Here is a 16,710-nt window from a genome sequence, read left to right as displayed (position 1 = left end):
TACGCATGTATGTCAATGAACAGACCCATTCGTTTCCGACGACGTTCCATAACGGGTATTCGCATAATAAAATCCCGCTTGATCAATCGTTCTTGCTGTCGATAGAAGAGAATAGCCGGATTCAGCGCTCCGTCATCGAAGCGATGATGGAGGGTTCTTCACGTCTCGTACGTCTCCGAAAAGAGGAGCGATTCCGGGTCGTCGTCTTGATTGACCTACCGTCGCTTTGGCAGTCCGAACTTCTCGTATTTGAAAGCGACGCACGACTGAAGGCATTCATGGAACGAAATACGTCTGAGCAGACGTGGACGCCGTTGCCGATCACTCACGTATTCTTACAGCGACTCAACCTGTCCCCGGACGACGAGGTATATCGATTCCATGAGCGGATTCAAAACGAGGATTACACACATAGCGGGGAAGTATGGTTGCTCGTTCAATAAGCGGGCGACTTTTTTTATGAAAAAAACTGAATATTCTATCAAACCATATGCTATAATCCTTTCAAATCCATTTTCCAAAATAAGGATTAAATGGAATCGATGAATGAAGGGAGTCGTGAGATTGGATGAGGTCGAATCAACAAATTCACAGACTGATTGTTTCATGAGAAAGGCCAAAGCTCTTTTTCTATCCACGGTTTTGATTTCGTTACTGGTTGTCGCACTCATTTCATTCTCAGGTCAAGTCACATATACATACTTTAAAGAATTGGACATTTCCGGGAGCCCCATCACGAGCTGGGTGACGGACTGTCACGACAAGCGAAAGTTGTTTGGAATTATCGAAGTGGTCGATACCAATCGTTGGTGCGGAGGTGGCACTGACGAAGATTCTGAGTTTAAGTCTTCTGGAAGTGGAAGCATTGTTGGACCATCGGATGAGGAAGTCGGCACACCAAGAGGAGATCGGGATGACTCGTCTCCGTCATATGGGAATCCATACACTAGCGAAGCCAATCGCCTTTCCCCGTTCCCATACATCTTTAGCGCAATCCTTCTGTTGATCGGCGCATGGATGTGGCGTAGGCAACGTCTCAACAAAAAAGTGAGTGGTTCCGTTCCGACAGAGGAAGGGAATCACTCACGGCAAAAGCCAAACGAAACGTTCGAGCAGTCCACACGCTCGATTCACCCGCTGCCGGATTCTCCGTTACGGCAACATCTGATTCAATTCGAACAAGCTCTCCCGCCACAACGACAGCGACGTCCTTTCGAGACGTTGTCCGCGTGGGCGAGCCGCATCGAGCTCGATGCCTCACTTCTGAGCTACTTAGAAATTCGTTATGACAAAGTCGAGATCACGCCACAACGTGAAGAAGCGTTCAAACAACAGCTTGATGCCTATTTACTTCGCTTAGAAAAGGAGTCAACCTCATGACCATCACACGCGTATTAGACCAGTTAGACCGAATTTATCTTGGAAAGCCTGAAATCACGCGCCTCTGTTGCACGGCGCTACTCGCGGACGGGCATATTCTGCTAGAAGACGTCCCAGGTACCGGGAAGACACTACTCGCCAAAAGCATCGCGAAGAGTTTCGAGGCCGAGTTCACACGGATTCAGTTCACGGCCGACCTGCTTCCGACCGATATCATCGGCTCTGACTTCTTCAACGTGCAGACACAGACGTTCGAGAACAAGACCGGGCCCATCTTCACGAATATCTTGCTGATTGATGAGGTCAATCGGGCCGTACCTCGGACGCAATCTGCTTTGCTTGAAGCGATGGAGGAGCGGCAAGTCTCAATCGGCGGTGTCACATATAAATTGCCTGAACCTTTCTTCGTCATCGCGACACAAAACCCAATCGAGTCAGCGGGAACATTCGCGTTACCGGATGCGCAGCTCGACCGCTTCTTGATGTCGCTCCAAGTCGGCTATCCCGAAGCGGAGGAAGAACGGCAACTGATTCTACAGACGATTTCGAAGACACGCCACGCCGTCCATGCCCTCATGTCGTCCGAGACGTTTTTAGCGGCACAGCGAGAAGCCGAGGATGTCCGAGTCCATGAAGATGTCGTCACGTATCTGCTCGCACTCATCCAAGAGACACGAAAACATCCGCTCGTCGAAGTCGGGGCCAGCCCTCGCGCGACGCTCGCCCTCGTCAAGGCGTCTCAGGCGTATGCCTACATCGAGGAGCGCCGTTTCGTGACGCCTGAGGATGTCCAAGCTGTCGCGATACATGTTCTTGCGCACCGATTGACGCTCACACTCGAAGGGGACGTGAAATCTTCGAAACGGGCCATCCTCGCTGACATCTTGGAGCGCGTCGACGTCCCGGTCGAGAAGGTGTGAGGATGCGACAGGTCGAAGTAAGCACACCGTCCCTTTTAGATGACAAGCTTTGGCCGGCCTATACAGGGATGCTCTTCTTCTTCGTGTGGTTCCCCTACGTCTGGCCGTTCGCTTATCTGGTTGGCGTGATTCTGGGGTTGATGCTCGTTCGGAAATGGCTGACGAAGCAAATCGTTGAGGCGACAGGCTTGTCGTTCCATCAAAAGGAGCAGTTGTTGTTCGTAAATGATCGCGTCTCGCTCAAGATGGAAGTGACAGGCATCGAGCGACTTGAAGAGCTCGGAATCCCGACGTCGGTCCGCTTAGTCACGGGACACGGCTTGACGTTTGACGAGGACCAGCGCGTGCATGTCATACAAATTCGTAACGAAGCGACCTATTCACTTCCGATTCACGCGAAACAGCGCGGTCCCGTTAAAATCGAAGAATGCAGCCTTCAGTTCAGGCTCCCATTTTGGCTCGGCACCATCTTCGTCACAGATCATACGCTACCATCCTGGATTATCCTCCCGTCCATCATGAGACAGAATAGGTTCGACTCACGCCTGGTAAGGATGGGGGACCGACTCGTCAAACATTCGCCGCTCAAGGACCCGTTGATGATTCAAAGCACAAAGCGGTATGAGCAAGAGCCGGTGAAACAGATCGACTGGGTCGCGACAGCCAAGACAGGAAAACTGCAGGCGAAAGTGTATCAACGGCAAAACCTCGATACGTTCACGCTCGTGCTCGACTTGAGCGGTCCGCTCGGAAATGGCCTCCATGCCCGTTACGAAGAGTTGATTCAACAAGCCGCATATCTGGTATCCTATTTAGTGAAGGAAGATTGTAAAGTCGAACTGTTCATTAATCGGCTCGATGCTGATAATCATATCGACCACCTACGGATGAGTGACGGTCGCAAGCAGTTGCGGCTTGCGCTTGTGCGCCTCGCCTGGATTCATGAATCCAATCGATTCGTCGCCACGAAACGATTTACCCAAATCATCGATCGACAAATGCATCCGCATGCGGAAATGATTCGGATTGACGCGTCACTGCTCAAGCAGATGTCTGTCGGTTGAAAGGAGTAAAGATATGTTCCGCCTGATCAAAACATTCGCTTTAGCCGGGATCTTCACGCTCGGTGCTACGTCAGCAGCTGCGGCGCCGACAGAACAATCCGCGGAGCGTTTCGCTGAAGAACATTTCAAGTCGATCGTCCTCGACCATATCGAAGGAGACGACCCGAATAACTATCACTTGACGGAAAGCCGAGCCATCTCGTTCGGTCCGCTGCATGAAGTGATGATTGCCGAGAAATCCTGTTACTCGTCAGACGAGACGTGCACGTTCGTCCCTAGCGATGAGCACGTGTCGGCCGTCTTACAGGACGGAGAAGCGAAAAACGTCATCGGCACGTACGAGCAAGAACCGGGCCTCTTCGCCTTCTCCACGTTCGGGTATGGTGACGAGTTGGCCATTGCCTTAGCTGATGTGTCCGGTACATTGGTCCATTCCGCGCGAGAGAATGCCTGGTTTGACTATGATGGAAAGACGTTGACCGCCTTGACGACCGATGCGAAACGGTTCATCGACGGAGACACGATCACGCTCGAGATGTATCAGAAACTCTTGGTCGAGACACGTTCAAACACTCAAAGTTCCGCGGAGGATGCCCTTACTAGTGGTTCTAGTGATGTTCAGACGAAAGAGCCGAAATCCTATTGGATGCTTGGCCTCGCGTTGTTGGCGGGGCTCCCGCTCGGTTATATTTTGTACCGGAAGCGAGGAAAAAGATGAATTTGAAACGTCCGTGGTTGCATGAAGTCGATGCGGCCACGGCTTTATTTGTGCGTCGACATGCGGTGCACACGGATGAATTAGAACAAAAGACGGAGAGTTTATCACGTTCGAATGATGGGACGTTATGGAAAGTGGACCGTTACGAATTCGACCCAGTCTATGACCAAGCGCTTGAGGACAAGTATCGCTCGATTCGTCGACAAGCCGCTGACATCTTCTCGTTTCATCCGGATGGCTTACAAATCGATGAACGCTTTACAAATAAGACGATATTGCGATCCCTCGTCTTGCATCCGTTCACAAGAGCCGTCTATGTCGAGGTCGCACCAGCTGGGGTCGTTGAGACGGTGTATGTCTGGATGCATCCGATTGAGGTGTGGAAACAAAGAGACCAAATCACTCGTGTGACGCTAGACGTCTCGAACATCGCGGCGGAAACCGAGTTGCATCACCTGTTAAAAGAACAGTTCCATTTCCCTGCTCACTATGGCATGAACTGGAACGCATTTTGGGACGCCATCACCGATGAGAACGGGTTGCCGGACATCGTTGAACTATACGGTTGGACAGAGTTTGAGCAACGTTTGCCTGAGGCGGCGAACACGCTCGCAACATGTTTTACGGACTGCGAGAACGAGCCGGACTTGAAACCGTGTCGAATCTTCTATCATCAGACAGAGGTGCTGATTTTACCGAGCCATGCATTCAAAAGGGGAGAAGCAAATCGCCTAATTTACCGACATCTTGCTGGCGCAGCGTTCCCGTTACGCGTGGAACGAAAGGCGTCGGTACGGTTGCCGAAGAGACATCGTTTCGCGTTTAAACGCTTAAAAGAGGAGTCCGTCACATCCGGAATCGTTCATAACCATGAGTCGATTGCCCCATGGCTGACACTTTCCCGTGACGAACATTGCCAAGACGTCGTCACGTTCTTAAACGAAACGGATTGGTTGGTAAGCTATTACCATGAGGGGCTGACACTCCAAGGGCCGAATATTGAATCCGTTGAATCGATCGATACAGCGGATTACGAGACGTTTTTTCGTCACGTGATACGTGGTGCGTATCCGATTGAATTGACATTCTGTTTCGGTGGTACAATTGCTCTAAGCGAGACGGTCTATCGATTGACGCTACATGACGCAGCATGGGAGAAGGTGATTGAAGACAGGTTGTTGACTCAACTAGAGATTCCGACAGCGAAAGGGTTCTGGCAGTCTTTCTCTTCACCCACATCAGTCCAGACACTCGAGACATTCTTGGGCGAATTTCATCCTAACCTCTTCGGAAACTTCGTACTGGCGCATGTTGCGGACGATGTGTATCACTTTCTGGATCATGTGAACGGAGCGATTAAGCGGTTTTGAAGTAGTGAGCGATGATTATTGCATATTTTTTACGAATTGGACCTATACAAATGGAAACATATACGTGTACGTGTTGCGGGTACAAAACGCTAGAGGAGAAGCCACCAGGAACGTTTTTGATATGTCCGAACTGTTTTTGGGAGGAAGATGGTGTGAATCCCGACGTTTGGGGAGGCGCAAACGGTGTTTCTTTACGAACGGCGCAGCGAAATGTGATTCGTTTTGGGGTTTCCGATGAACAGTTGGTCGGCGCTCGTCCATCGAGAGAATATGAAAAGGACGAGGCATGGAAACCTGTCTGGGAAGCGAATCCATCGATGTCACCCTCCTTATTCATCGATGGTGTAGTTTTGCATCGGAAAAAGAATAAGCCTATTGATATCAACCAGTTTAATGAGCAGTTTGAACGAATGTTGCAACAAAATGGCTGGACGTTTGGCGGAGAGTTTGTTTAGTCTGAAGAATAAATGGTGCACACAAAAATTTGACCACGTACCATACCACAAGATTATACTTGATAACTCGTGTATGGTATTTAGCGTAAAATAACTCACCAAGACACGAAGTTGTTTTTCACTTCATGAAAAGGAACCGTTCAAAGTAATTGTTGGAGATGATTAAAATTTCCTACGTTTTGACTTAGTTGAGCCGAGCTCTAAAAAGCCTTATAAAGTCGCATATGCAATACTTAGCAAAAAATAGAAAGTAGGCGTAACTATTGAACTATTTAGAACACCTTGAATCCCATTGTGGAGAATTCACGAATCAATTCGAAACAGAAGATTTGTTAGAGCAGGCCGTGCAGTTTTTGCAGTTCGATGACAGCCCTACAACCGATACGTTCACCATCTCAACGTTAGGGCTTCATTGGCATACGCTGCAAAACGAAGAGGGCACTCATACATATCAAGAGTTACTGTTGAGTTTTAAACAAAAAAGTTTGTATGAAGACGTGCTTGAATTGTTGTGGCAATTAACGACGCATGCACTTGAGACACATCACGCCTTCAAACTCGGCGAATATTTCGAACTTCCCTCAAACGTCTTCAAACGATTAAAATTCTCCTCGATTTATGTAGCGACGCCGTTTTATTTTGATGAATCGTTTCTTGTGTATGAAGGAGATGAACAAACCGTTATCCCAGTCTTGTTCATTCCAATCTTCCCATCCGAAGAATCGTTCATCGAAGCGCACGGTGCAGAACGATTCAACGAATTGCTTTACAAAGCGGATGATGTGTTACTGGATTTGAAACGTAAACCGCTCATCTGAGCCCCACAAAAACACCGCTCGACGCGTCTGCGTCGAGCGGTGTTTTCACATGTACGGTCCGTTCGCCTGGACGACGAACTGTGAGTGTTCGTAATGATACGTGATGCGTGAATAGTCGAACGGCTTCCCGTTCGAGAGATGGAAAATCGTCTCGATGCGGAGCGTCGGGTCGTCCGTCTGTAAACCTAGATAGCCGGCTTCCGGGGCAGTCAGTCGCCCGACCTGCATGTACATGTCCGAAAAGCCGATGGTGACGCCGAGTGCGCCCTGCACGTAATCGAAGATCGAGTCGGCGACGATTTCTCGGTTCAAATACGGAACGATCGCCTTCACATAGTACGACTCCTCGTAACAGAACACCTCGCCGTCGACGAAGCGGACCCGTTCGACGCGATAGACGTCATCTGTCACGTCGATGCCAAGGTTCTGCGCGACCGTCGCGTCCGGTTTCGTGACCGAGACGTCGAGCACGTCCGACGTCAACACCCGGTCACCGAGGTTGCTCTTGAACCCTTGCGTCGAGAACAGACTCATATAGCCCGGACGGTTGTGGCGCCGGACGAAGATGCCGCTCCCCCGCAATTGAAAGATGACGCCTTTACGCTCCAGCAACTCGAGCGCTTTCGTGATCGTACTCTTGCTGACGGCATATTGGCTCATCAACTGCTCGAGGACGGGCAGTTTATCTCCTTGTTTCAAATCGTGTTGATTGATGTACTGTTCAATCTCTGCTGCCACTTGTTGATATTTAAGCACGCTCATCCCTCATCTACTTTAAAAATGTTGCCTTCATTATACCACACACATGTCTACGAAACGTTCACAAACAATTTATTGTATCGCTATTGATTAATTGTACCGGTACAATTATAGTAAGAGTGTACAAAATGTAAGCGTTACATCAAAGGAGGGTGTTCAGTTGAGTAAAGTTCGGGATTATTCAAAGCTGGCTCGGGATATTTTAGAGGCCGTCGGAGGGGAAGACAACGTCATCAATGCGGCGCGCTGTGCGACGCGACTCCGTCTCGTCTTGAAGCGGTCGAATCCGCAGGCGAAAGAACGAGTCATGGCGATGCCAGGCGTCATCACGGTCGTCGAGACGGGTGGCCAGTTCCAGGTCGTCATCGGGCAGCATGTCGGGGAAGTGTTCGATGAGTTCACGAAACTGGTGCAGATCGAAGGGACTGAGGTCGAAGACGGAAACAAGGGGACCGTCCTGAACCGCATCATCGCTACGATGTCCGCCGTATTCGCACCGTTCATCTATATCTTGGCCGCAGCCGGGATTTTGCAAGGGGTACTCATCATCACGACATTGTTGTTCGACGGTTTCGCCGAGACGGGGACGTACGAAGTGTTCAGCTTCATCTCATGGGCACCGTTCACGTTCTTACCGATTTTCATCGCCATCACGGCATCGAAACACTTTAAGACGAACACGTTCATCTCTGTCGCAGCTAGTGCGGCGTTGGTCAGTCCGACATGGGCCGAGATGGCGGCTCGCATCACGTCAGGGGAGACGATCAGTTTCCTTGGTCTCGCCTTGTCAGGTACGACGTATACGTCATCGGTATTACCACCGCTCTTCCTCGTCTGGATCTTATCTTACGTCGAGCGGTTCTTGAACCGACACATGAACGAGGTCATTCGTCCTCTGTTCGTACCGTTCTTCAGTTTGGTGCTCATGGTGCCGCTCACGATTCTCGTCATCGGACCGATCACGACAATGGGTGCGGTCGGGATTGCCAACGGCTACAACTTCTTAGCGGAGAACGCGCCGATGCTCGCTGGCGCGATTATCGGTGGTCTCTGGCAAGTCATCGTCATCTTCGGGGTCCATTGGGGTGTGACGCCGATGGTGCTCGCGAACTTCGACTTGTATGGTCGTGACTCGTTCCAGGCATATCAGACGATCGCCGTCATCGCCCAAGTCGGTGCCGTCCTCGGTGTCATCTTGAAGGCGAAGAGCCAAGAAATCAAAAAAGTCGGTGTCTCGGCTGGGATTACTGGACTATTCGGAATCACAGAGCCTGCCATTTACGGGGTGACGCTCCGCTTCAAGAAACCGTTCATCTTTGGATGTATCTCAGGGGCCGTCGGAGCCATCGTGGCCAGTTTCTTCAACCCGTATTACTTCGCTTACGCCGGTCTCCCGGGTCCGCTCACCCTTGTGAACGGAATCAGTGAAGACGTGCCGACCTCGATTTGGGGACTGTTAATCGGGACAGCGATCGCCATTATCCTTCCGGTCGTCTTGATTCAAATCTTCGGTTTCGGAGAAGACACGGCCAAACAAGTGACAGAAGTGACGGAAACACCTGCGACGGCAGAAGCGAGTGCTACGCTCGTCCAGGAAGAGACGATTGCTTCACCGCTCTCAGGGAAAGTCATCGCCTTGAACGATGTTCCGGACGATGTATTCGCCTCCGGGGCGATGGGGAAAGGTTATGCCGTCGAGCCAGACGGGAATAAGGTCATTGCACCGTTTGACGGGACGGTCGTCATGGTCGCACCGACGAAACATGCAATCGGTCTTCGTTCGAACACGGGAATCGAGTTGTTGATTCACATCGGTCTCGATACGGTGACGCTCGATGGGAAACCATTCACCGTGCACGTCAAAGACGGGGACAGCTTTAAAGCGGGCGATGTGTTGACGACGTTCGACCGCGAGATGATTGCCGCACATAACTTATCAAGCATTACACCTGTCATCGTGACGAACAGCGCAAGATACGCCGACGTACTCGTCCAAGCAAGTAATCAAACAGACACGACGACACCAATGCTCACGATTGTTAATCAATAAGGAGGAACTAACATGAAGACATTACCAAAAGACTTTCTATGGGGCGGCGCGCTTGCCGCCCATCAATTTGAGGGCGGCTGGGACGCCGACGGCAAAGGACCGAGCGTCGTCGACGTGTTGACGGCCGGCGCCCACGGCGTCGCGCGTCGCATCACGGACAAGGTCGAGCCGGACGAGTTTTATCCGAACCATGAGGCGATCGACTTCTATCACCGCTATAAAGAGGACGTCGCGCTCTTCGCTGAGATGGGCTTGAAGTGTCTCCGCACGTCAATCGGTTGGAGCCGGATCTTCCCGAACGGGGACGATGCGGAGCCGAACGAGGCAGGACTCCAATTTTATGACGACTTGTTCGACGAACTGTTGAAGCACGACATCGAGCCGATCATCACGTTGTCCCACTTCGAGATGCCGCTCCACCTCGCACGTGAGTACGGCGGGTTCCGGAACCGTGCCGTCGTCGACCATTTCGTCCGCTTCGCCGAGGTATGTTTCGACCGCTATAAAGACAAGGTCAAATATTGGATGACGTTTAACGAGATCAACAACAAGATGGACGTCAACAACCCGCTCTTCTTATGGACAAACTCAGGCGTCATCGTCGAAGACGGGGAGAACGCCCGTGAAGTGATGTATCAGACGGGGCACCATGAGTTGATCGCGAGCGCCCTCGCCGTTGCGAAAGGAAAAGCCATCAACCCGGACTTCGAGATCGGGGCGATGGTGTCACACGTACCGATTTATCCGTTCTCGTCGAACCCGGACGACGTCATGCTTGCTGAAGAGATGATGCGTCAGCGTTACTTCTTCCCGGACGTGCAAGTGCGTGGGGTCTATCCGAGCTACGCCTTGAACGAGTTCGAGCGTGAAGGCTATTCAATCCCATTCCTTGATGGGGACGAAGAGATTTTGAAGAATGGGACCGTCGATTACCTCGGTTTCAGTTACTATATGTCGACGACCGTGAAGAGTGATGTCGTTGCCGATAACAGTGGCGACATCGTCAACGGTGGTCTGCCGAACGGCGTCGAGAATCCTTATATCAAGTCGAGTGATTGGGGCTGGTCGATTGACCCGGTCGGTCTCCGCTATGTGCTCAACCGGTTGTACGACCGCTATCAAATCCCGCTCTTCATCGTCGAGAACGGATTCGGTGCTGTCGATGAGATCGTCGACGGGAAAATCCATGATGCGGCCCGCATCGACTACTTGAAGGCGCATATCGAGCAACTGAAACAAGCGGTCGTCTATGACGGCGTCGACTTGATCGGTTACACGCCATGGGGCATCATCGACATCGTCTCGTTCACGACGGGCGAGATGAAGAAACGGTACGGCATGATTTACGTCGACCGTGACAACGAAGGCAACGGCTCGATGGAGCGGATGAAGAAAGACTCGTTCGATTGGTACAAACACGTGATCGAGACGAATGGGGAAGCGCTCGCGTACGAGCCATCGAAGTAAACGAAAATACCTCCTGAAGACAATTGTCTTCAGGAGGTATTTTTCTATACTATGGTCACGTGAATTTACCACCGCTCGAATTCATCACTGATTGTAGCCGATGAACATCGTGAACATGATTAAGATGACCGACGACGTCATGAGTAGGAACGCAAGCGAGCTCGCGAACACGAGAAATCCTTTAGAGAAGTGGCGTCGTCGTTTCCAAATCCCGGTGACAAACACCACGTTCAGAATAAGAAACAATGCGAGCAGCAGTAACGGGAGGGCCCGGTCCTGCATCAATATAAGTAAGTCCATGAAAGATTACCTTCCTTTGCCGGTTTGTTAAAAACGAAATCAGTGATGTTCGGTGAAGACGAGATACCAACAATCGTGTCCTTGCCAGACGCGTGTTGTCCAACAATATCCGTGCGGAAAATCGTCAAGAGAAAACGCATGATCAAAGGTGAGGTGGTGTTTGAAGGTCTTTTCCCACATTTTCTGTAGTTGGTCGAGTGGCTGTTTTTCTAACTGAATCCGCCGCAAAGAATGGTGTTGGGTGATAAAACACTTGATGAACTCAGAACCAAACACCAACCGTTCGATGAGCTCCAAAGTAAGCGGTTCAACCATCTCGTCTTCCGAGACAAGCAAGTTCCCTTGATAAAGTTGTTCATTCGTATTGTCGATGTGAAAAGATAATAAGGTCAATGTGATCGTCCCTCCTACTAGAAATTTTATAAAATAGGTTAGTTGTCCTAATCCCTCCTATAATGAACGAGAATGGTAACTCATATCGCTTATGACCAAGGAGGAAACAATCATGAAGAAACTACTTCGCGCGACCATCGCCGGCATCGCGTTGTTCACGCTGAGCGTCGCACCGTCAGAAACCGTGGACGCCGCACCGAAAAAATTCAAAAACTGCACCGAACTGAATAAGACCTACAAGGGCGGTGTCGCCAAAACGAAGACGACGAAAAACAAAGGTGGCAAGACGAAGTACAAGCCTTACGCTAACAGTTCACTGTATGAAGCGAACAAATCAAAAGATCGTGATAAAGACGGTATCGCCTGTGAACGCTAAGAGATGAGAGGACAAGCCGTCCTCCGTCTCTTTTTTAGTTATTGTAGCGGTAGGATATGTCTCCCGCAGCATCGTAGCCGGTGATTGACTCAATCGACTCGATTTGGTCGACGAGCACGAACCAGACATCATTCCCGGCCTTCGTCTTCAATAGTTCCGGTTCGAACCGTTCCCCGTTCAACTCGACGACGACTCTTGTCGTCTCGCCGTGGTTCATCCCGTAAAGGATATCGTACGGGGAACATGCTGACGTATCTCCGCACGATTGGCCAAAAGTCGACCACGTGAGACCTGCCTCGAACAGCGATTCAGATGTAATCGACTGAACCTGATTGTCGACAGTAAGTTCAAGACCTATGCCTTGCGCAACCGGCTCGTCACTCCATTCCTCGACGGTGTAACTGTTCGTGAAAAAGCGAAGACTCATGTCACGGTCATCAACAGGGTAGTTGAGAATCGGTTCCGCTCCCTCAGGCAACTGTAGCTGCTTCGTCGAATCAAATGCCCAGGCCACTCCGGCTGATACCAACAATAAGCACACAAGAATCAGGACAATCTTTTGCTGACGGTTCATGACAGACCGCTCACTTGCTCGACTTGTAAAAACTGTCGTACCTGTTCAATCGGGAACGCCGGGTTCCAATGGACGAAGTGGCCGCCTGTCATTCGTATGTAAGTGATCGGCAACTCATGCCGTTGCAGGTCCGAGATGGCTGACCGCGTCGATCGGGCTTCTTTGTCGTCCAGTCCGACAAAATCGCCGTAAACAAGCAAGGTTGGCACTTGAAGTGACCGCACGAGCTGCGGCACGTCAAGATGATAGAAGCCGAACAACAGATTCAATCCGCCTCGTCCGAGCTTAGCCGGGGCGTCCAGTGCACGTCGAATCTCGTCTCGTTCAAGGAGACCTGTCTGTGCGCAGAAAGCCTTAACCTGTTCCTTTGTAACTGAAGATGTACCTTCATCTGAAATGACCTTCATCTCGATTTTCCGGACGAGTCGAGGTCCGAACAGACGATAAAGTCCGCTCAGGAGCGGGACGGTAAGGCCGAACACCCCATACTCTTTTAACGGAACGCGCGGGAACGCCTTATGTCCTTGGTCGAGCAAGACGAGCCGCTCCACTTGCTCGGGATAATGCGTGGCGAAAGCGAGACCGACCGCGCCTCCAAGCGAATGCGCCATTACGAGGACGGGTCCAAGTCGATGTGTGACGACGTAGTCGTTGACCCAATCCGCCAACTGTTTGGACGTCACAATTCGATTGATTCCTTCACTTCGCCCGAACCCTGGCAAATCCAGCAAATGCACCTCGAAGTCGTCGCGTAGCGCCTCAGCGAGCGAACGGCCTTCTTCTCCGGTGAATCCTCCAGCCGGTAAAAATATAACGGGACACCCGTTTCCGATCACTTCTGCATAATACCTACTCAATCGAATCCCACCTTCCAACTCCCAATATCTGTATCTTTCATTGTACGTGACCATTGACGTGAACAAAAGCAGATTCTTCCAAACAGAGATACGTTTTCCTCCAAATCCGGGTATAGACTAATGACACGTGATCAGGTTGCACATGTCGTTTTCTCTGTCGCTCTTGAGTTGTCTCAACAAGGAGGAATGCGGTGTGAAATTATCGGGTAAAACGGCACTCGTCACCGGGGCCGGGTCAGGGATGGGGCGGGCCATCGCCAAACTGTTTGCCGAAGAAGGGGCACGCGTCGTCGCCGTCGACATGAACGGGGACTCGGTCGAAGCGGTCGCGTCAGAGATCAAAGCGAGCGGCGGGGAAGCCGTCGGCGTCGCCGGGAACGTGACGAAACAGGAAGACATCGACACCATGGTCGAGACGGCGACGAGCACGTTCGGTTCGCTCGACGTTTTAGTCAACAATGCCGGCATCATGGACAACTTTTTGACCGTCGGTGAAGTGACCGACGAGGTATGGGACCGGGTCATCGCCGTCAACTTGACCGGACCGATGAAACTGGCCCGGGCCGCGATCAACGTCATGGACAAACAAGATTCGGGCGGTGTCATCATCAATAACGCCTCGGTCGGTGGTCTGTTCGGGACACGGGGCGGTGCCTCGTACGTCGCCTCGAAGCACGCACTCATCGGCCTGACGAAAAACATCGCCGCCACGTATGGTACGTTCAACAAGATACGGGCCAACGCCATCGCACCGGGCGGAGTCAATACGAATATCGGTGCCACCATCACCGCGCCGAGCGAACTCGGGATGCGCGCCATCCAAGGGGCAGGGGAGGCCCCAATCGGTGAACCGGAGCAAATCGCAAAGGTCGCGTTGTTCCTCGCCTCCGATGATTCGAGTTTCGTCAATGGTGACGTATTGAAAGCCGACGGCGGTTGGACCGCCCGGTAACGACAAAAGCCGACACACTCATGTCGGCTTTTGTCATGTCCTCTGTTTGCGAAACGCGAGCGGTGTTTGATGATGCACTTTCTTAAACGTCTGGACAAAATGGCTCACGCTCGTATAGCCAAACCGGTTTGCCACTTCAGCGACCGGACTGTCCGTCTCACACAACAGACGGGCGGCCCGTTGCATCCGGACGTCTTGGACATAGGCGAGCGGCGATGTGTCTCCCCATTTTGAAAAGTAACGGCAACATTCCGCCCGGCTCAGTCCACCGGCAGCGGCGATGTCTTCAAGCGACAGTTTCATCGTGTCGTGGTCGTGTATGTAAGTGATCATGCGTTGCATGCGTTCCTGCCCATGTCGTCTCGTCACGGGTTGCCGTTGAATCCAATAGCGCCAGACGACGGCGAGCTGTAATGTCGCATCGAGCAACGCGAAAGCGGAGTCTTTCTTTAAACTCTTGATTACTTTATGAAGCGTCTCGAGGATAGCCTTGTCACCTGATTCAGCCGGATGCAGCACGTGATGGCCAATCTTCTCGATGAACGGTGTGACATAGCGCTCCGCGAGTGGCGGTGCAACCAAGTCCAACGGGTCGACCTGAAGCATCGTCATTTGAAACGAGTCATCTGTCCGTTCAACTTTTGTAACCTGTCCGCGGTCGAGCATCAGCGCCATCCCGGCCCGAAGTCGTGCACGGGTACCGTTGATCCGGATCTCGACTTGCCCCTGGGTCACTAGCCAGATTTGAAACTGCGCATTCGTCGTGAACCCGATCTCCATCGTCCGCCCGGTCCACGTTTGGACATTAATCATATTCTCTTCGGTATTCATCTCGACACCTCAACAATCAAACATTTATTTCCGTTTCGCACCGGCTGGAGACTTCGTTTTCTCGATATGAAGCGTCAATCCAGACATTTCAACCGCGTCTCCGTTGGACAGTGTGAACGAGTTTCTTCTATATAATGGCGTCAGAAGATGAACCAGCCTGTGATACCGGCGTGCACCAAGATAGCGATCGGGACACCGATTCGAAATAGCGGCTTCAACGTCTTATGACGGAAGAGACGCATCGCGAGATAGGCACCGAATGCTCCACCGATCCAGACGAGAATGAGTAACATTCGTTCTGAAATTCGCCATTCCCCTGATTTGGCACGGCGTTTATCGAGGAAAAATATCATAAACGCTAGTAAATTAGTCACAATGTAATATAGCAGTAATAGTTCCAAAGACTAAAACCTCCCTTCTCTTCTTTTTAGTATAGTCGAAAACGGCTCAACAAAGCCATTTGTATCTAGATTGTAAAAATTCAGATTCCTCTCATCCCCTTGAAAGCTTCTGTAACTGAACTGATATCACTCTCATATCAGCCTGTAACGGCAGTGAAACATACAGGTGTTACAGTAAGGGAGCGTTAGAAAAGGGAGGAATATTCTTATGAAAAAACCACTATTGACACTAACGGCACTCGCTGGCCTTAGTTTAGGAGTCGCTGCTCCAGCTTCGGCAGCATCAACACACACAGTTCAGTCTGGAGATACACTTTACCGTATCGCCGTGAACAACAATGTATCAGTAAATGACATCAAACAAGCGAACGGCTTAAACTCTAATATGATTTATCCGAATCAAGTATTGAAGCTCGCGAAGTCAGAAGCGAAAGCAAGTTCTTCTTCAGCAAGCACGTATACGGTTAAAGCAGGCGACACGTTGTATCGCATCGCGACAAACAACGGCGTATCTGTCAACCAATTGATGACATGGAACGGTCTTAAATCAGATCTCATTTTCCCTGGTCAACAATTCTCTGTAAAAGGTGCCAAAGCAGCATCGGTTGCGAACAGCGCACCAGCCGCTAAACCAAAAGCATCAACATCTGCACCAGTGACGAAACAGTCTACGTCGACAACGCAAACCCAAGCTCCGGCTTCAGGTAAGACGATGACTGTGGAAGCAACGGCTTACACGCCATACTGTGCAGGGTGCTCAGGAATCACGGCAACAGGAATCGACGTCCGCTCGAACCCGAACCAAAAAGTCATCGCGGTTGACCCTTCAGTCATCCCACTCGGCTCTAAAGTATGGGTTGAAGGCTACGGTGAAGCAATCGCTGGAGACACTGGTGGCGCCATCAAAGGTAACAAAATCGACCTCTTGATGCCGACACAAGAGCAAGCGCTCAACTTCGGTCGTAAATCAATCACAATTAAAGTCTTAAACTAATCGATTTACCCCAAAAACACCGCAGGCGCGG

At 51.0% G+C, this 16,710-nt stretch carries 19 protein-coding genes and 1 pseudogene; 13 read left to right on the top strand and 7 right to left on the bottom strand.

What is annotated here, in order from left to right:
* Positions 1-5 precede the first annotated feature (5 nt).
* The 8 genes and pseudogenes from NMQ00_RS07970 (at position 6) to NMQ00_RS07935 (ending at position 6,725) form a co-directional block, all read left to right on the top strand.
* Positions 6-443 (top strand): DUF3916 domain-containing protein, encoded by a 438-nt coding sequence (locus NMQ00_RS07970; RefSeq protein WP_255176253.1) that lies wholly within the window; start codon positions 6-8, stop codon positions 441-443.
* 163 nt (positions 444-606) lie between these two features.
* On the top strand, positions 607-1,380 hold the full coding sequence (locus NMQ00_RS07965) for a hypothetical protein (protein ID WP_255176252.1): 774 nt from the start codon (positions 607-609) through the stop codon (positions 1,378-1,380).
* Positions 1,377-2,300 carry an AAA family ATPase gene (locus tag NMQ00_RS07960; protein ID WP_255176251.1) on the top strand — a complete coding sequence of 308 codons (924 nt, stop codon included), beginning with the start codon at positions 1,377-1,379 and terminating at the stop codon, positions 2,298-2,300. The genes NMQ00_RS07965 and NMQ00_RS07960 overlap by 4 nt, the downstream gene beginning before the upstream one ends.
* A 2-nt stretch (positions 2,301-2,302) precedes the next feature.
* Positions 2,303-3,364, top strand: a complete 1,062-nt coding sequence (locus NMQ00_RS07955) for a DUF58 domain-containing protein (RefSeq protein ID WP_255176250.1) — start codon at positions 2,303-2,305, stop codon at positions 3,362-3,364.
* 13 nt (positions 3,365-3,377) lie between these two features.
* Positions 3,378-4,082 carry a hypothetical protein gene (locus NMQ00_RS07950; protein ID WP_255176249.1) on the top strand — a complete coding sequence of 235 codons (705 nt, stop codon included), beginning with the start codon at positions 3,378-3,380 and terminating at the stop codon, positions 4,080-4,082.
* Positions 4,079-5,452, top strand: coding sequence for a barstar family protein (locus NMQ00_RS07945; RefSeq protein ID WP_255176248.1), 1,374 nt, complete (start codon positions 4,079-4,081; stop codon positions 5,450-5,452). The genes NMQ00_RS07950 and NMQ00_RS07945 overlap by 4 nt, the downstream gene beginning before the upstream one ends.
* Before the next feature lie 50 nt (positions 5,453-5,502).
* A pseudogene (locus NMQ00_RS07940) lies at positions 5,503-5,751 on the top strand (CPCC family cysteine-rich protein); the annotation flags it as partial.
* A gap of 419 nt (positions 5,752-6,170) precedes the next feature.
* Positions 6,171-6,725: a suppressor of fused domain protein gene (locus tag NMQ00_RS07935; protein WP_255176247.1), complete on the top strand. Its 555-nt coding sequence runs from the start codon at positions 6,171-6,173 to the stop codon at positions 6,723-6,725.
* Between the two features lie 45 nt (positions 6,726-6,770).
* Here NMQ00_RS07935 and NMQ00_RS07930 read toward each other — a convergent pair whose 3' ends face one another.
* Positions 6,771-7,481, bottom strand: a complete 711-nt coding sequence (locus NMQ00_RS07930) for a GntR family transcriptional regulator (protein ID WP_255176246.1) — start codon at positions 7,479-7,481, stop codon at positions 6,771-6,773.
* A gap of 163 nt (positions 7,482-7,644) precedes the next feature.
* Here NMQ00_RS07930 and NMQ00_RS07925 point away from each other — a divergent pair, with 163 nt between their 5' ends.
* A complete protein-coding gene (locus NMQ00_RS07925; RefSeq protein WP_255176245.1) occupies positions 7,645-9,534 on the top strand; it encodes a beta-glucoside-specific PTS transporter subunit IIABC in 1,890 nt (629 codons plus the stop codon).
* Positions 9,535-9,546: 12 nt separating this feature from the next.
* Positions 9,547-11,001, top strand: coding sequence for a 6-phospho-beta-glucosidase BglA (gene bglA / locus NMQ00_RS07920; protein WP_232939597.1), 1,455 nt, complete (start codon positions 9,547-9,549; stop codon positions 10,999-11,001).
* A gap of 84 nt (positions 11,002-11,085) precedes the next feature.
* Here the strand turns inward: bglA and NMQ00_RS07915 are convergent, their stop codons facing one another.
* Positions 11,086-11,301, bottom strand: a complete 216-nt coding sequence (locus NMQ00_RS07915) for a hypothetical protein (RefSeq protein WP_255176244.1) — start codon at positions 11,299-11,301, stop codon at positions 11,086-11,088.
* 39 nt (positions 11,302-11,340) lie between these two features.
* On the bottom strand, positions 11,341-11,694 hold the full coding sequence (locus NMQ00_RS07910; RefSeq protein WP_255176243.1) for a hypothetical protein: 354 nt from the start codon (positions 11,692-11,694) through the stop codon (positions 11,341-11,343).
* Between the two features lie 112 nt (positions 11,695-11,806).
* Between NMQ00_RS07910 and NMQ00_RS07905 the strand changes: the two genes are divergently transcribed.
* Entirely contained in the window at positions 11,807-12,070 is a 264-nt protein-coding gene (locus tag NMQ00_RS07905) for an excalibur calcium-binding domain-containing protein (RefSeq protein ID WP_138859434.1), read from the top strand.
* A 34-nt stretch (positions 12,071-12,104) separates the two neighbouring features.
* On the opposite strand, the gene NMQ00_RS07900 is transcribed toward NMQ00_RS07905, so the two are convergent.
* Both NMQ00_RS07900 and NMQ00_RS07895 read right to left on the bottom strand, forming a co-directional pair.
* Positions 12,105-12,644: a hypothetical protein gene (locus tag NMQ00_RS07900; RefSeq protein WP_255176242.1), complete on the bottom strand. Its 540-nt coding sequence runs from the start codon at positions 12,642-12,644 to the stop codon at positions 12,105-12,107.
* The gene (locus NMQ00_RS07895) at positions 12,641-13,501 is read right to left on the bottom strand and encodes an alpha/beta fold hydrolase (protein WP_255178650.1); all 861 of its coding nucleotides are present in this window, start codon (positions 13,499-13,501) and stop codon (positions 12,641-12,643) included. The genes NMQ00_RS07900 and NMQ00_RS07895 overlap by 4 nt, the downstream gene beginning before the upstream one ends.
* 193 nt (positions 13,502-13,694) lie before the next feature.
* On the opposite strand from NMQ00_RS07895, the gene NMQ00_RS07890 reads away from it, so the two are divergent.
* Positions 13,695-14,453: a glucose 1-dehydrogenase gene (locus tag NMQ00_RS07890; RefSeq protein WP_255178649.1), complete on the top strand. Its 759-nt coding sequence runs from the start codon at positions 13,695-13,697 to the stop codon at positions 14,451-14,453.
* Positions 14,454-14,486: 33 nt separating this feature from the next.
* On the opposite strand, the gene NMQ00_RS07885 is transcribed toward NMQ00_RS07890, so the two are convergent.
* Together NMQ00_RS07885 and NMQ00_RS07880 are read right to left on the bottom strand one after the other, a co-directional pair.
* Entirely contained in the window at positions 14,487-15,266 is a 780-nt protein-coding gene (locus NMQ00_RS07885; RefSeq protein ID WP_255178648.1) for an AraC family transcriptional regulator, read from the bottom strand.
* A gap of 158 nt (positions 15,267-15,424) precedes the next feature.
* Positions 15,425-15,658: a DUF1294 domain-containing protein gene (locus NMQ00_RS07880; RefSeq protein WP_255178697.1), complete on the bottom strand. Its 234-nt coding sequence runs from the start codon at positions 15,656-15,658 to the stop codon at positions 15,425-15,427.
* A gap of 235 nt (positions 15,659-15,893) precedes the next feature.
* Here NMQ00_RS07880 and NMQ00_RS07875 point away from each other — a divergent pair, with 235 nt between their 5' ends.
* Complete coding sequence (locus tag NMQ00_RS07875) at positions 15,894-16,679, top strand: LysM peptidoglycan-binding and 3D domain-containing protein (protein ID WP_255178647.1); 786 nt, start codon at positions 15,894-15,896, stop codon at positions 16,677-16,679.
* Positions 16,680-16,710: the final 31 nt, after the last annotated feature.

The organism is Exiguobacterium aurantiacum (assembly GCF_024362205.1).
Classification (GTDB): domain Bacteria; phylum Bacillota; class Bacilli; order Exiguobacteriales; family Exiguobacteriaceae; genus Exiguobacterium; species Exiguobacterium aurantiacum_B.
This window is presented reverse-complemented; position numbering and strand designations above follow the sequence as displayed.

Bases quoted from the DNA above. Each gene is read 5' to 3' on its own strand.
- NMQ00_RS07970 (WP_255176253.1), top strand. From the start codon at position 6: ATGTATGTCAATGAACAGACCCATTCGTTTCCGACGACGTTCCATAAC.
- NMQ00_RS07965 (WP_255176252.1), top strand. From the start codon at position 607: ATGAGAAAGGCCAAAGCTCTTTTTCTATCCACGGTTTTGATTTCGTTA.
- NMQ00_RS07960 (WP_255176251.1), top strand. From the start codon at position 1,377: ATGACCATCACACGCGTATTAGACCAGTTAGACCGAATTTATCTTGGA.
- NMQ00_RS07955 (WP_255176250.1), top strand. From the start codon at position 2,303: ATGCGACAGGTCGAAGTAAGCACACCGTCCCTTTTAGATGACAAGCTT.
- NMQ00_RS07950 (WP_255176249.1), top strand. From the start codon at position 3,378: ATGTTCCGCCTGATCAAAACATTCGCTTTAGCCGGGATCTTCACGCTC.
- NMQ00_RS07945 (WP_255176248.1), top strand. From the start codon at position 4,079: ATGAATTTGAAACGTCCGTGGTTGCATGAAGTCGATGCGGCCACGGCT.
- bglA (WP_232939597.1), top strand. From the start codon at position 9,547: ATGAAGACATTACCAAAAGACTTTCTATGGGGCGGCGCGCTTGCCGCC.
- NMQ00_RS07915 (WP_255176244.1), bottom strand. From the start codon at position 11,301: ATGGACTTACTTATATTGATGCAGGACCGGGCCCTCCCGTTACTGCTG.
- NMQ00_RS07905 (WP_138859434.1), top strand. From the start codon at position 11,807: ATGAAGAAACTACTTCGCGCGACCATCGCCGGCATCGCGTTGTTCACG.
- NMQ00_RS07900 (WP_255176242.1), bottom strand. From the start codon at position 12,644: ATGAACCGTCAGCAAAAGATTGTCCTGATTCTTGTGTGCTTATTGTTG.
- NMQ00_RS07885 (WP_255178648.1), bottom strand. From the start codon at position 15,266: ATGATTAATGTCCAAACGTGGACCGGGCGGACGATGGAGATCGGGTTC.
- NMQ00_RS07875 (WP_255178647.1), top strand. From the start codon at position 15,894: ATGAAAAAACCACTATTGACACTAACGGCACTCGCTGGCCTTAGTTTA.